The organism is Mesorhizobium sp. WSM4832 (assembly GCF_055811115.1).
In genome coordinates this window covers 102,823-115,784 of the sequence record NZ_JBVVQH010000021.1, presented here as the reverse complement: position 1 = coordinate 115,784, position 12,962 = coordinate 102,823, and the positions used below count along the sequence as shown (strand labels likewise).

At 64.4% G+C, this 12,962-nt stretch carries 13 protein-coding genes and 1 pseudogene; 4 read left to right on the top strand and 10 right to left on the bottom strand.

All coding sequences use genetic code 11. The annotated features are described in order from the left end of the window. Positions 1-212 precede the first annotated feature (212 nt). The 3 genes and pseudogenes from AC0L2L_RS26035 to AC0L2L_RS26025 form a co-directional block, all read left to right on the top strand. Positions 213-665: a DUF2231 domain-containing protein gene (locus AC0L2L_RS26035; protein ID WP_473582391.1), complete on the top strand. Its 453-nt coding sequence runs from the start codon at positions 213-215 to the stop codon at positions 663-665. Next, on the top strand, positions 652-1,995 hold the full coding sequence (locus AC0L2L_RS26030) for a PQQ-dependent sugar dehydrogenase (protein ID WP_473582389.1): 1,344 nt from the start codon (positions 652-654) through the stop codon (positions 1,993-1,995). Before AC0L2L_RS26035 ends, AC0L2L_RS26030 begins: the two co-directional genes overlap by 14 nt. 117 nt (positions 1,996-2,112) lie before the next feature. Further along, positions 2,113-2,319: pseudogene (locus tag AC0L2L_RS26025) on the top strand (KTSC domain-containing protein); the annotation flags it as partial. A gap of 126 nt (positions 2,320-2,445) precedes the next feature. Here the strand turns inward: AC0L2L_RS26025 and AC0L2L_RS26020 are convergent. Further along, the gene (locus AC0L2L_RS26020; protein ID WP_473582387.1) at positions 2,446-2,718 is read right to left on the bottom strand and encodes a hypothetical protein; all 273 of its coding nucleotides are present in this window, start codon (positions 2,716-2,718) and stop codon (positions 2,446-2,448) included. Between the two features lie 90 nt (positions 2,719-2,808). Between AC0L2L_RS26020 and AC0L2L_RS26015 the strand changes: the two genes are divergently transcribed. Then, entirely contained in the window at positions 2,809-3,057 is a 249-nt protein-coding gene (locus tag AC0L2L_RS26015; protein WP_473582385.1) for a hypothetical protein, read from the top strand. Between the two features lie 137 nt (positions 3,058-3,194). On the opposite strand, the gene AC0L2L_RS26010 is transcribed toward AC0L2L_RS26015, so the two are convergent. From AC0L2L_RS26010 to AC0L2L_RS25970, 9 genes are all read right to left on the bottom strand, one after another. Next, positions 3,195-4,550: a glutamine synthetase family protein gene (locus AC0L2L_RS26010; RefSeq protein WP_473582384.1), complete on the bottom strand. Its 1,356-nt coding sequence runs from the start codon at positions 4,548-4,550 to the stop codon at positions 3,195-3,197. Between the two features lie 226 nt (positions 4,551-4,776). Further along, positions 4,777-5,475: a GntR family transcriptional regulator gene (locus AC0L2L_RS26005; protein WP_027165484.1), complete on the bottom strand. Its 699-nt coding sequence runs from the start codon at positions 5,473-5,475 to the stop codon at positions 4,777-4,779. 294 nt (positions 5,476-5,769) lie between these two features. Then, the gene (gene atzF, locus AC0L2L_RS26000) at positions 5,770-7,599 is read right to left on the bottom strand and encodes an allophanate hydrolase (RefSeq protein WP_473582381.1); all 1,830 of its coding nucleotides are present in this window, start codon (positions 7,597-7,599) and stop codon (positions 5,770-5,772) included. Further along, positions 7,596-7,946, bottom strand: coding sequence for a cupin domain-containing protein (locus AC0L2L_RS25995; RefSeq protein ID WP_473582379.1), 351 nt, complete (start codon positions 7,944-7,946; stop codon positions 7,596-7,598). Before AC0L2L_RS25995 ends, atzF begins: the two co-directional genes overlap by 4 nt. Beyond that, positions 7,939-8,607 (bottom strand): cysteine hydrolase family protein, encoded by a 669-nt coding sequence (locus AC0L2L_RS25990; protein WP_473582377.1) that lies wholly within the window; start codon positions 8,605-8,607, stop codon positions 7,939-7,941. The genes AC0L2L_RS25995 and AC0L2L_RS25990 overlap by 8 nt, the downstream gene beginning before the upstream one ends. After that, positions 8,607-10,139: an ABC transporter ATP-binding protein gene (locus AC0L2L_RS25985; protein WP_473582375.1), complete on the bottom strand. Its 1,533-nt coding sequence runs from the start codon at positions 10,137-10,139 to the stop codon at positions 8,607-8,609. Before AC0L2L_RS25985 ends, AC0L2L_RS25990 begins: the two co-directional genes overlap by 1 nt. Before the next feature lie 10 nt (positions 10,140-10,149). Beyond that, positions 10,150-10,851, bottom strand: a complete 702-nt coding sequence (biuH, locus tag AC0L2L_RS25980; RefSeq protein WP_473582374.1) for a biuret amidohydrolase — start codon at positions 10,849-10,851, stop codon at positions 10,150-10,152. Positions 10,852-10,876: 25 nt separating this feature from the next. Beyond that, on the bottom strand, positions 10,877-11,803 hold the full coding sequence (locus tag AC0L2L_RS25975; protein WP_473582372.1) for an ABC transporter permease: 927 nt from the start codon (positions 11,801-11,803) through the stop codon (positions 10,877-10,879). After that, a complete protein-coding gene (locus AC0L2L_RS25970; protein ID WP_473582370.1) occupies positions 11,803-12,945 on the bottom strand; it encodes an ABC transporter permease in 1,143 nt (380 codons plus the stop codon). Before AC0L2L_RS25970 ends, AC0L2L_RS25975 begins: the two co-directional genes overlap by 1 nt. Positions 12,946-12,962 lie beyond the last annotated feature (17 nt).

Below are 12,962 nucleotides of genomic sequence, written 5' to 3'. Positions count from 1 at the left end.
CCAAGGCCCGAACGAGGTCACAGAGCTATCGTCTCCTTACCGGCTGAGCGGTTTTCGTATGGAATCGTACCATCGATCTCGATACCGCCGGGGAGCGTCGATCGAGTCGTGGTCCTCGCGGTTCACCTTCTGGTGAGCGCAAGGTTTTCCGCCGGAACATTCGCCTCTGCGCGTTGTTGAGTTTCAACCGCAGCGCGGAAAGGAGCTTCCGCATGGAAAATCCCCAGTCAACGGCAAGAATAGCCGGCCATCCCATTCATCCAATGTTGGTCACCATTCCGATCGCCTGTTTCGTCGGAACCTTGCTTGCCGATATTGTCTATTGGCGAACCGCCGAGATGACCTGGGCCAATTTCTCGGCCTGGCTGGTTACGGTCGGTGTCATCGTCGGCATTCTGGCGGCGATCGCGGGGCTGATCGACTTCCTCTGGGGCCGCAGAATTCGTAAGCAGCCGACCGCTTGGCTGCATATGGCAGGCAATCTCGTCGCCCTGGTGCTGGCCTTCGTCAACATGCTGATCCACACGCGCGACGCGTGGACGTCGGTCGTGCCGACCGGACTGATCCTGTCGGCGCTGGTGGTCGTGATCCTGATTTTCACCGGCTGGCTCGGCTGGGGGTTGGTCTATCGCCATCATGTAGGAGTGGCTGATGAAACGACTTGATAGCGCGGTCAAAATCACGGGCGCTGCGCTGATGTGCGCGACGGCGCTTGCTTCCGCCGGGTGCAGCGACGACAACACCGACGCGAGCACGCAGATCGGGCCAAATCCGAAACTGCCTGAAATCAATCAGTATCTTTTCCCGCCGATGCACCTGGCGTCGGTGGTTGGCTGGAAGAACGACGAGAAGCCGACCGTCGCGCAGGGCCTGCAGATCCAGGCGATGGCAAAAGGTCTGCAGCATCCGCGCTCGATCTATGTGCTGCCCAATGACGACATACTGGTGGTCGAATCGACAGCGCCTCCTGAAGCGTCCCCCAAGCGGCCGAAGGACATCGTCATGGGCTGGGTCGAAGACTGGGTCACATCAGGCGGCGACACCGGGCCGAGCAACCGCATCACGCTGCTGCGCGACACAAATGGTGACGGCAAGCCGGACTACCAGGGCGTGTTCCTCGATCATCTGAGCTCGCCCTTCGGCGTGGCGCTTGTCGGCAACGATCTTTACGTGGCCAACACCGATGCAATCGTACGCTATCCATATAAGCCGGGTGACACCAAGATCACGGCGCCCGGCAAGGTGCTGACGGAGCTGCCGGGCGGGCCTATCGATCACCACTGGACGAAGAGCCTTGTCGCGAGCCCAGACGGCTCGCTGCTCTATGTCGGCGTCGGCTCGAACAGCAACATCACCGAAAACGGCATCCAGGCCGAGAAGGATCGCGCCGCGATCTGGGAGGTCGACCGCGCCACCGGCCGTTCGCGCATCTTCGCCAGCGGGCTGCGCAATCCGAACGGCCTGTCGTTCGAGCCGGAGAGCAAGGCGCTCTGGACCGTGGTCAACGAACGTGACGAGCTCGGGCCGAACCTGGTGCCCGACTACATGACATCGGTGAAGGACGGCGCCTTCTATGGCTGGCCCTACAGCTATTACGGACAGCATGTCGATCCGCGCGTCATGCCGCAACAGCCGGACATGGTGGCGAAAGCCATCCCGCCGGATTACGCGCTGAGTTCGCATGTCGCACCGCTCGGGCTTGCCTTCTACACCGCGAGCAGCCTGCCGCAATCCTATCGCGGCGGCGCCTTTGTCGGCGAACACGGCAGTTGGGACCGCGACCGTTTCAACGGCTACAAGGTTGTGTTCGTGCCGTTCAGCGGCGGGCATCCGAACGGAATGGCGCAGGACGTCGTCACCGGCTTCCTCGACGACAAGGGTGAGGCGCGGGGACGGCCAGTCGGGGTGGCCGTTGATAAGTCCGGGGCGTTGCTGATTGCCGATGATGTTGGCAACACGGTGTGGCGGGTGACAGCAGCGGCGCCAAGCTCATAGGCCGCCACGATCGCGATCGTCTCGCGACTAGCATCCGTTTTGCGGCGAAGCCGGAAGCTGCACGCAATTTCGCAAGCCTTTCACCTTGGACTCCACGGCAGGGCGGAACCTCGTGGCATGCCAGGAATTACGGCTCAGCAAGCAGGAATGCCGCGTATGCCGTCCACTGCCATCCGCAAGTTCCACTATGATGCGCCGACAAGAACGCTTTCGGTGTGGTTTGTCCCGAGCGGCGACCGTTACGATTACGAGGATGTCGAGCCGGAAACCTACGCCGCGTTCAGGGCATCGTCCTCGAAAGGGCGCTTCTTCAACGAGTTTGTACGCGATCGATACAAGATACCATTTGACGGAGCACGGGCGCCGGCATTAAAGCCCGTCGATCCGCCAGCACCCTCAAGCTCGAGCCTGCGCTGCTGGAGCTCCGGGACGGCAGGCGAACCGGGGACGTCACACTTCGTCGAAACGGCTGCCTTCCTTCGAGGGGTCGCGAGACAGAACCCGCTCCTCCTCATCGTCAGGCAAGGCTTCGTCGCTGTTTTGATAAGCGTTGTCGTCGTTTTCTTCCGGAAGCTCCACCTCCGTTTCGTCCGCCGCGCCATTCTCGACGGCGACACTATCCGGAAGAACCTTAGTGCCCTCGAGGCCATCCCAGTCCTGTTGTTCTATGGTCGGAGCTTCGGCCTGATCTTTCTGGGCGGCTCGTTTGTTGCGCGGTTCCATTTTACTCTCCAACGGCTTCCCTAGAGCCGGATGATTTCAGGTCTGTTCGACGTGAAATCTGAATCCGTCTCTAAATCAAAGAGATAGAGCATGATGTCGTCGGAAAACCGCTTCACACTTTTCGGCATCATGCTCTTCATGTCCATGAAGAACCGCCTGCGCGATTGGTTGTTCCCACAGGCTCTGCTCTTGACACGGCAATCGTATGGAACCGGCCGGCCTTTGGTAGCAACGGGGAGTTCTCCCGCGAGCCATTTCGTCGGCCAGAAGCATCCGGGCGGGCTGTTTGCGCTCGACGTCGGCGTCAAAGGCCTGACGCTGCCGGCGTTCAAGGGATAGCGCCCCGATCAAGGCCGCCGACATCACCGGCGGCGCCTCGACGACGCGCCGGGTTCCAGCGCAGCGCTTTAAGCCCTTGTTTGATGCATGTCGTTCTCCCAAAACCGCTGCGCACTTTTGGGCGACATGCATTAACCTCAAACGCTCTCGAGATAGGTCTCGATCTCGAAGTCGCTGACGTTGAGCGCGAAGGTGTTCAACTCCTGGCGCTTGCAGGCGACAAAAGCGTTGCACAGCACGGCTGGGAAGATCTCTGCAACGCGCGGACCGGCCTCGAAGGCGGCGATCGCCGAAGCCCAGTCCGGCGGCAGCTTGGCGAGCGTCAGCCCCTGGCCTTCGCCGCCGGTCGGCTCGCCGGGCGACAGCTGCCGCTCGATGCCGATCAGTGCCGCGCCGAGGATCGCTGCCAGCACCAGATAGGGATTGGCATCGGCGCCGGAGACGCGGTGCTCGATGCGGTGCGCGGCCGACGGCCCGCCCGGAATGCGTATGGCCACCATGCGGTTTTCGTAGCCCCAGGCGACGGCGGTCGGCGCATAGGATCGCGGCCGCAGCCGGCGGTAGGAATTGAAATGCGGCGCGAACACCAGCGTGCTTTGCGCCATCGCCGCAAGCAGGCCGCCGACGGCATGGCGCATGGTGTCGGAACCCTGGTCCGAGCCGTCGTCGAAGATGTTGCGACCGTCCTTGTCGAGCACGCTGAAATGAACGTGAAACCCGTTGCCGGCGCGTTCGCCATAGGGCTTGGCCATGAAGCAGGCGGCGAAGCCATGCTTGCGGGCAATGCCCTTGACCGTGCGCTTGAAGAGCACCGCATCGTCCGCAGCGCGCAAGGCATCGGGTACATGGTTCAGGTTGATCTCGAACTGGCCGACGCCGTTCTCGGCGATCGCGGTGTCGACCGGAATGTCCTGCATGCGGCAGGCTTCGTAGATATCGTGGATAAAGGCCTCGAAATCGTCGACCTCGTCGATCGAAAGTGCTGCGTCGGAATCTAGGCGCCGCCCGGTGACCGGCGACACGGGACCGACCGGCCGCTGCGATGTCGGGTCGACGAGGTAGAATTCGAGCTCGGTCGCGGTGACCGGCGTCAGGCCAAGCGCGGCATAGCGGTCGAGGATGCGGGCCAGCGCGCGGCGTGGGTCGCCGAGATAGGGCGCGCCGCTGTCGTCCGCCAGCCAGAGCGGCAGAAGCGCCGTCGGATGGGCCGTCCAGTCGACGGGCAGTATGCCGCGCCCGGTCCAGTGGCAAAGCCCGTCGGCGTCTCCAGTCGAGAACACCTGGGCGTTGCCTTCGATGTCCTCGCCCCAGATGTCGAGGCCGATGGCCGAATAGGGCATGCGCAGCTTGCCTTCGAGCGCCTTGCGCGCCTGCTCGACCGGAATGCGCTTGCCGCGCATGATGCCGTTCAGGTCGCACACCGCCGCCCGCAGGCTCTGGATGTCCTTCCTGCTTTCAAGCCAATTCAAAACGTCCGCGATTGCATCGCTCAATTTCCAGCCCCTGATTTTGTGGCGCTGTAGCCTGCCGGCTACGATATCCAATTTTCAACTTGCGAGTTTATGAAGGCCATTTCGGCTTGTGCCGAATGGCTTTTCTTCATTTTTTCAAGTCACTAGCTGGGATATCGGGCGGCATTTCAGGTCCGTTTTTCGCGATCTGCGATCGCAACATAGCGACATGGCTAGCGAAAGCCAAGCTGGATTCGGCGCGCGGCAGCTACTGGCGCAGTTCGGGAAATTTCACTTGCCCGAGGATGTGGGTCGCGCCCTCATCGATGTCACGCACAATCGCGGTACGCGCCCTTTCGCCGTCGCCGGCTTCGATCGCCGCTACGACCTCCTCATGGTAGTCGATGCCCAGAATGCCGGCGAGGTCGTCCTCGAAGCCGATGCGCAGATTCCTCAAGAACGGCCCGACCTGCATCCACACCGTCTCGATCAGGAAGATCATCTGCTCGTTGCCGCAGTGGCGATAGATCGAGAATTTGAAGTCGTGGTTCTTGCCCAGATAGTTTTCGATATCGCCGCTGCGCGCGGCCTGGGTGAGCTCGGTGCAATGACGCCGGATGGCGCGCAGATTGTTGCCGTTGATGCGTTTTGTCGCCAGCTCGGTCGCCGTGCCTTCCAGGATCGTGCGCACCGCGGTCAATTGCGAAAAGCGCTCGGCGGAGATCAGCGGCACCTCGACGCTGCCATTCGGCATCGGGCTCAGCGCCCTGAGCGCCTGCAGCCGTGTGAAGGCGCTGCGCACCGGCATGTCGCTGGTGCCGAGCTCCTTGGCGAGCTTGCGCGAGGTCAGCTTCTGGCCGGGCTGCAGCTGGCCCGACATAAGGGCCCGCACGAGCTCCAGATAGACTTTCTCATGCAGCGGAACGGTTTCGACGGCAATAAGTCCGAATTGCGATTTGTCGGCCATTGGCTATGCGTTACTTCATTCGTCCTGAAATCTTTTCGTCGCTCTATCCGCCGCAGCGATACATTCAAGTGGCATTGAAGGCGCACGATAGACGGTTAACGCGCGCCGCCGCAAGGGAGAGCGCGTCCGCCTCCCCAATCGCTTCATTGCGACTGTGCGCTATCCCACGTCGAGACCCGCCGAGCTGCGCGGCATCATGCGTGCCGTGGAGCGGTTCGAACTGGCCCGACGCGGACCAGGGAAACATGCTTCGAATGGCTTGCAAGCCGTCCGGCGGTCCACGAGATCTGTCGGTCAGTTGGAGGGAATGCTCTCCAATTGCCGTTGAATCTCGCTCGCCCTGGCGACGTAGCTGCGCCAGCCGCCATAGGTCGAGATGTCCGTCGCTGCCGACAGGCCGGCGCTCTCTGCCAGAAAACCCTTCGCCGACGTGCCGTCGTCGAGCTCGATGGTGCCGATGCCGAGCGGTGGCGGGATGGCTGCGACGAAACGGCCGAAGGCGTCGGCGCAAAGGCGCCACACCTCGATCTCGATGGCCGTGCCGCCGTTGCCGACCCGGACAAGCCCGGGCTTGGGCGGGGTCTGGCCGGCGAGTTCATAGAGCTTATAGGAAGGAGCCGTCCGCGCCGACCTGCAGAAGCGTGCGCCGGCCTCCTTCAATTGACCATTGAGCGGCATTCCTGAAAGATGCGCGCCGACCACCACCAGTTCGATCATGCCATCTTCGGCCGATGCGCCGACAGGCTGCGCGCGCGACTGCCATCCAGTCGCACCGAGGGTGTGGCCGCTCGCGGCGTGGAGGTCGCGCGCAACCGCCGCGACGAGACCGTCCCGCCCGGCGGCCGCAAGCAGGGTCACGCTCATCGGCAGGCCGTCGTCGCGCGTGCCGGCCGGCACGGCGATGCCGCACATGTCGAGCAGATTGACGAAATTGGTGTAGGTGCCCAGCCGGCTGTTGGTCACGACCGGATCGGCGAGCACGGCGTCGACGGTGTAGTGGGTAGGGGCGGTCGGCACGCAAAACAGATCGACGGAGGCGATAACCGGAGCGAGCCGTGCCTTGCAGGCCTGCAAGGCATAGAGGCCGCGGAAGGCATCGGCGGCCGAAAGGTTCCTGGCGCCACCGATGATCTTGCGCGTCACCGGATGGAGCGCTGCTTCATTCGCCTCGAAGAAATCGCGGATCGCCGCATAACGCTCGGCCACCCAGGCGCCTTCATAGAGCAGGTCGGCGGTGGCGTAGAAGTCGCCGAACGGGATTTCGACAAACCTGGCGCCGAGCGCCTCCAGCGCGGCGCGGGCAGCCTCGAAGCCGGCCTGCATCGAAGCGTCGCCGAAGAATTTCAGGTCGGCCTTTGCCGGGATGCCGATGTTCAGCACTGGCGGGCGGGCGGCGAGCGGCTGGACGGCGACGTCGCGCGAATAGGGATCGGCAACATCGTGCGCCGCGGCGACCGAGAACACTGCATAGGCGTCGTCGACCGTCAACGCGAAGACCGAGACACAATCGAGCGTGCGGCATGCCGGCACGACGCCGGTCGCAGACAGCGCGCCGACCGTCGGCTTCAGCCCGACAATGTTGTTGAGGCCGGCCGGAATGCGGCCCGAGCCGGCAGTGTCGGTGCCGAGCGCGAAGGAGACGATGCCGCGCGCCGTCGCCACCGCGGAACCGGAGGAGGAGCCGCCCGGCACCAGTTTTTCGTCGATCGCATTCCTCGGGATCGGCCAGGGCGTGCGCACGCCGACGAGCCCGGTGGCGAACTGGTCGAGATTGGTCTTGCCGACGACCAGCGCGCCGGCCTCTTTCAGCCGCGCCACCACGGTGGCATCCTTGTCGGGCCAGTAGGTATATTCGGCGCAGGCGGCCGTGGTCGGCATGCCGGCGACGTCGATATTGTCCTTGACGGCAAAGGGGATGCCCCAGAGCGGTTTTGCCGCCGGATCGAACGGGCCGAGCGCCTCGGCATCCGCAAGCAGTTCCGCCCTGGCCGCAAGATGGATGAAGATGCCCGGATCATCCGCCACTTTGATGCGGGCGTGGATTGTATCGATCACCTCGGCCATGCCAATGCCGGCCTGGTAGGCTGCGTGCAGGCTGCCGATGTCGAAGCGGATGTCGTTCATTTGGTCTCCCCCAGAATGATCACCGGCAGGTTCCATTGGATCAGCACAACGCAACCACCTTTCGTCCACACCGAATGCTCGGTGCCGATCGGGTTGAGGATCACGCTGCCCGCAGGATAGTCGCCGTTCTCGTCGCTCTGGGTGCCGTCCAGCACGACGATGGTTTCCAGCCCGGCATGGCGGTGGCGCGGCACACCGGCGCCGGGCTGGTATTTGAGGATCGCGACGGACGGTTCGAGCAGCCCGCCTTTGAGAAGCCAGTGCACCATAACGCCGTCGCGGAAAGGCTCGAACGCCAGATCGCGCCAGCCGCCATCGATGAGGCCGGCGAAGACAAGATTAGGCATTCGCAATTCCCTCGAGGACCTGGTCGGTGGTCGCCGTCCAGCCGACGATTGCACCTTGCGCCCTGATCATGGCGAGCGCGGCCGCCTTGAATTCGGAAAAGTAGCTTTCCGTCGCATCCTCGGCGACCAGGCATTCATAACCGCGATCGTTGGCCTCACGCATCGTGGTCTGCACGCAGACTTCGGTCGTCACGCCGGCAAAGATGAGTTGCCGGGTGCCGAGCCGCTTGAGGTCGTCGCCGAGGCCGGTCGCGTAGAAGGCGCCCTTGCCGGGCTTCTCGATGACGATCTCGCCGGGCAGGGGCGCGAGTTCGTCGAGGATCGCGGTGCCGGGTTCGCCGGCGATCAGCACGCGGCCCATCGGGCCGACATCGCCGATACGGATCGACGGATTGCCGCGGTCGCGCTTGGCGGGAGGCAGGTCCGACAGATCGGGCCTGTGGCACTCCATGGTGTGGATCACCGGCAGGCCGGCGGCGCGAAAGCCTTCGATCAGTCGCTTCACCGTCGGCACGATCGCCACGACCCGGCTGACGTCGTTGCCGAGGCTGGCGCCGAAGCCGCCCGGCTCGGCGAAATCGCGCTGCATGTCGATGACGATGAGCGCCGTCGTCTTGGGCTCGAAGGCGAAGGCGAAGGGCAGTGCGTCGATTTCCGCCATCAATGATGCCCCGCCATGTGCTCGCCGATAGTCTGCACGCTCGCCTGCGCGATCGGCGTCTCGTAGACGAGCGCGCCGTCGGACATGACCAGGATGCGGTCCGAGAGCTCCAGGAGTTCGTCGAGGTCTTCGGACATCAGGAGCACCGCGGCCCCCGCGTTGCGCGCCTTCATGATGCGGGCGCGGATTTCGGCGACGGCGGAGAAATCGAGGCCGAAGCAGGGGTTCGACACGATCAGCAGGTCGACCTCGCCCGTCAGCTCGCGAGCGAGCACGGCGCGCTGCACGTTGCCGCCCGACAGCGAGGCGATCGGCGAGGAGAGCGAGGCGGTCTTGACCTTGAACTGCTCGACCAGGCGGGCGCTGAAGGATTTGATGGCGCCGGCGCTGATCCAGCTCACCGGCTTGCCGTTGCTGTCCACGTCGAAAGTACGAAAGGCGATGTTCTCGGCGACCGTCATCCTCGGCGCGCAGGCATTCTTCAGCGGCTCCTCCGGGATGAGGCGCACATTCAGCACGCGCGCCTCGGCGCGCGTCGCCGCATAGGCGGTGCCGCGCACCAGCACCTCGCCACCATTGCGCGGGCGCTGCCCGGCCAGCACTTCCAGGAACTCCTTCTGGCCGTTGCCGGAAATGCCGGCGATGCCGACGATCTCGCCCGAACGCACGCCGAGATCCGCTATGTCGATCGACTTGAGGCCGGTGCGGTCCGGCGCCTTCAGCGCCTTCACCTTGAGCACGATCTCGGCGTCCGGCTTCGGCTCGGCACGGCTGTCGAGCGCAGCGATCGGCTGGTCGCCGATCATCATCGCAGCCATCTCCCTGTGCGAGAGATCGGAGACTTTGCCGGTTCCGGTGAGCCTGCCCTTGCGCAGCACCGTGATGTCGTCGGCGAATCCCGTGACCTCGTGGAACTTGTGCGAGATCATCAGCACGGTGAGGTCGCCGGCCCTCGTCATACCGCGCACCAGGCCGAGCACTTCCTGCGCCTCGCCCGGGGTGAGCACGGATGTCGGCTCGTCCAGCACCAGGAAATGGCGGCCGAGATAAAGCTGCTTGATGATCTCCAGCTTCTGCTTCTCGCCGGCGGCAAGCTCGGCCACCTTGACATCGAGCGGCAGCTTGAAGGGCATGCGCTCCATGAACTGGGCAAGCGCGACGCGCTCCTTGCGCCAGTCGATGACACCCGGCAACCTCTCGCGCGAGATGACCAGGTTCTCGGCGCCGGTCAGCGAAGAGACGAGCGTGAAATGCTGATAGACCATGCCGAGGCCGAGCGCTGAGGCATCCCTGGGGCTGGCGATCGCTACCTGGCGCCCGTCGACCAGCATTTCGCCTGACGTCGGGTGGTAGAAACCCATCATGCATTTGACTAGCGTCGACTTGCCGGCGCCGTTTTCGCCGAGCAAGGCATGGAACGAGCCCGCCGGGACCTTGACGGAGACGTCGTCCAGCGCCGTGAAGGCGCCGAAGCGCATGGTCATGCCGATGGTCTCGACGCCGATCGCCTTGCCGTGGGGAGTTCCGCTCATCGCCGGTTCCTCACGGCAGCTGGGCGACGAGGGCGGCGGAGGTCGACACCGCGCCGAAAACGCCGCCTTGCATCTTGATCATCTTGATCGCCGCCAGATGGTTGCCATAGTCGGTCGCGCCACAGCAATCCTCCAGCATCACGCATTCGAAGCCGCGGTCGTTGGCCTCGCGCATGGTAGTGTGCACGCAGACATCGGTGGTGATGCCGGTGAGCACGATGTTTTCGATGCCGCGCTGGTTGAGGATCAGCTCGAGATCGGTGGCGCAGAACGAACCCTTGCCCGGCTTGTCGATGATCGGCTCTCCTTCGGCCGGATAGAGATCGGGGATGATGTCCCAGCCCGGCTCGCCACGCACCAGGATGCGCCCGCATGGGCCGGGGTCGCCGATGCCGGCATTGATGCGGCGCGAGCGCCAGCGCTTGTTGGCCGGCAGATCGGCGAGGTCGGGGCGATGGCCCTCGCGCGTGTGGATGATGGTGTAGCCTTTGCCGCGCATCGCTGACAGCACTGACTTGATCGGCTCGATCGGCGCGCGGACCAGCGACAGGTCATAGCCCATATGGTCGACATAGCCGCCAGGCCCGCAGAAATCGGTCTGCATATCGATGATGATCAGCGCCGTGTTGTCGGGCCGAAGTTCGCCATTGTACGGCCATGGATAAGGGTCGGCATCGATGTAGCGCTGGGTGATCCCGGCTCTGGCGTTCATGGCAAAAACTCCAGTCTGGTCGCGGTCATTTGGTGATCGACAGTTCGCCCGGCGCGCCGGCAAGCGTGCGGCTCGGCGACGAGGTGGCGATCATGATGACGAGGGTGAGGATGTAGGGCGCGGCGTAGAAGAGGTAGTAGCCCTGCGTGACGCCGACCGACTGCAGTGCCGGGCCGAGCGCGCCGGCGCCGCCGAACAGCAATGCCGCGGCAAAGCAGCCGAGCGGGTTCCAGCGCGCGAAGATGACCAGCGCCACCGCCATCAGCCCCTGGCCGGACGAGATGCGCTCGGTCCAGCTGCCGGGATAGTAGAGCGACAAATAGGCGCCGCCGATGCCAGCGAGCGCGCCGCCGACACCGGTGGCAAGGAGGCGCACCGTGTTGGGGTTGAGGCCCATGGCGCGCGCGGCGTCGGCGCTGTCACCGACCACGCGCACGATCAGGCCGATCCTGGTGTTGCGGAAGGCCCACCAGAGGAAGACGGCGAGGGCGGCACCAATCAGGAACAGCACGTTGACGTTGAGTGCCGCCTGCACCTGGGGGATGCCGGACCAGGAGCCGAACGGGATCGCCGGCAGATCCGGCGCCGAGGGCTGGATGAATGGCTTGCCGAAAAAGAAAGCTAGTCCAGAGCCGAACAGCATCAGGGCGATGCCGATGGCGATATCGTTGACCTTCGGGAATTTGCAGATCCAGCCGTGGAAGAGACCGAAGCAGAGGCCGGCGACAGCCGCGGCCAGCAGACCGAGCCATGGCGAGCCGGTCATCACCGCGACCGCGTAGGCGCTCATGGCGCCGAACACCAGCGTGCCTTCCAGGCCGAGATTGATGCGGCCGGACCGCTCGGTGATGGCTTCGCCGAGCGACACGAAGATGAAGGGGGTGGAGACGCGGATGGCGCCGCCCAGCATGGCAAGCGGCACGCCCCACAGCCCGATATCGGTCGTCTCCATCAGGCAGTCCCCTTCAAGAAATCGCGCCTCTGCCAGAGGTCGGGGTTGAAGGGCTTGAAGCGGCCGTAGAAGGTCTCGCTGAACAGGATGACGATGAACAGCATGCCCTGCAGCACCAGCACGGTTGCGTCCGGGAGGTCCATGCGACGTTGGATCAGGCCTCCGGACGCGTCGATGCCGCCAAGCAGAATGGCGACGGGGATGATGGCAAGCGGATTGTGGCGGGCAAGGAAGGCGACGAGGATGCCGGTATAGCCGTAGCCGGCGGCAAGCGAGGCGTTGGCGCTGCCTTGCACGGCCACGACTTCCAGCATGCCGGCGAGGCCGGCGAAGCCGCCTGCGAGCGCGGTGAAGCCGACGATCAGCGACCCGACGGCAAGCCCTTGGACTTGCGCGGCCCTGACATTGCCGCCGGCGATGCGGGCGGCGAAGCCCCAGCGGGTCTTCTCGATCAAGAGCCAGGAGAGCACGCAGGCGATGACGCCGACGACGAGGCCCCAATGCACCTCCATGCCGGGAATGTTGCCGACACGGTAGATGTCGGCCAGCGGCTGGGTCGAAGGCTTGTTGAGAGAAGCCGGGTCGCGCAGCGGTCCCTCCACCAGATGGTTCATCAGCGCAATCGCGATGTAGGCCATCAGCAGGCTTGAGATGGTCTCGTTGACGGCGCGGTAATGACGAAGCGCGCCGACGGCACCGATCCAGATGCCGCCGGCGGCTGCGCCCCCCACGCCCATGAGGAAGATAACGAGAACAGACGGTGCGCCGTTCAGCGCCACGCCGACGGCGGCCGCAGCGACGCCGCCCAGCACGATCGCGCCTTCGCCGCCGATGACCACAAGGCCAAGGCGTGCGGGAAGCGCCACGCAGAGCGCCGCCAGCAAGAGCGGCGCACCGCGCGACAGTGAGTTCTGGATCGAGAACCAGGAGCCGAAGCCGCCTCGCCACATCGTCTCGTAGAGCTGGACCGGCGACTTGCCGACAGCCAGGATGAACAGGCTGAACAGCACCATGCCGACGACCAGCGCCGCGAGCGGAATGACGAAGGCCTCCGCCCGCCTGGCGATCCATTCGAGCGCCGGCCGATATCCCCTCGCAGCGAGGATAGTCCCCACGTCCGGGCTGCTCACCGTGTCCGTCATGTCCCGTCTCCCTCGGC

What these genes read in the sequence shown, in the direction of transcription:
- AC0L2L_RS26035 (WP_473582391.1), top strand. Translation starts at nt 213, where the DNA reads ATGGAAAATCCCCAGTCAACGGCAAGAATAGCCGGCCATCCCATTCAT.
- AC0L2L_RS26030 (WP_473582389.1), top strand. Translation starts at nt 652, where the DNA reads ATGAAACGACTTGATAGCGCGGTCAAAATCACGGGCGCTGCGCTGATG.
- AC0L2L_RS26020 (WP_473582387.1), bottom strand. Translation starts at nt 2,718, where the DNA reads ATGGAACCGCGCAACAAACGAGCCGCCCAGAAAGATCAGGCCGAAGCT.
- AC0L2L_RS26015 (WP_473582385.1), top strand. Translation starts at nt 2,809, where the DNA reads ATGATGTCGTCGGAAAACCGCTTCACACTTTTCGGCATCATGCTCTTC.
- AC0L2L_RS26005 (WP_027165484.1), bottom strand. Translation starts at nt 5,475, where the DNA reads ATGGCCGACAAATCGCAATTCGGACTTATTGCCGTCGAAACCGTTCCG.
- atzF (WP_473582381.1), bottom strand. Translation starts at nt 7,599, where the DNA reads ATGAACGACATCCGCTTCGACATCGGCAGCCTGCACGCAGCCTACCAG.
- AC0L2L_RS25995 (WP_473582379.1), bottom strand. Translation starts at nt 7,946, where the DNA reads ATGCCTAATCTTGTCTTCGCCGGCCTCATCGATGGCGGCTGGCGCGAT.
- AC0L2L_RS25990 (WP_473582377.1), bottom strand. Translation starts at nt 8,607, where the DNA reads ATGGCGGAAATCGACGCACTGCCCTTCGCCTTCGCCTTCGAGCCCAAG.
- AC0L2L_RS25985 (WP_473582375.1), bottom strand. Translation starts at nt 10,139, where the DNA reads ATGAGCGGAACTCCCCACGGCAAGGCGATCGGCGTCGAGACCATCGGC.
- biuH (WP_473582374.1), bottom strand. Translation starts at nt 10,851, where the DNA reads ATGAACGCCAGAGCCGGGATCACCCAGCGCTACATCGATGCCGACCCT.
- AC0L2L_RS25975 (WP_473582372.1), bottom strand. Translation starts at nt 11,803, where the DNA reads ATGGAGACGACCGATATCGGGCTGTGGGGCGTGCCGCTTGCCATGCTG.
- AC0L2L_RS25970 (WP_473582370.1), bottom strand. Translation starts at nt 12,945, where the DNA reads ATGACGGACACGGTGAGCAGCCCGGACGTGGGGACTATCCTCGCTGCG.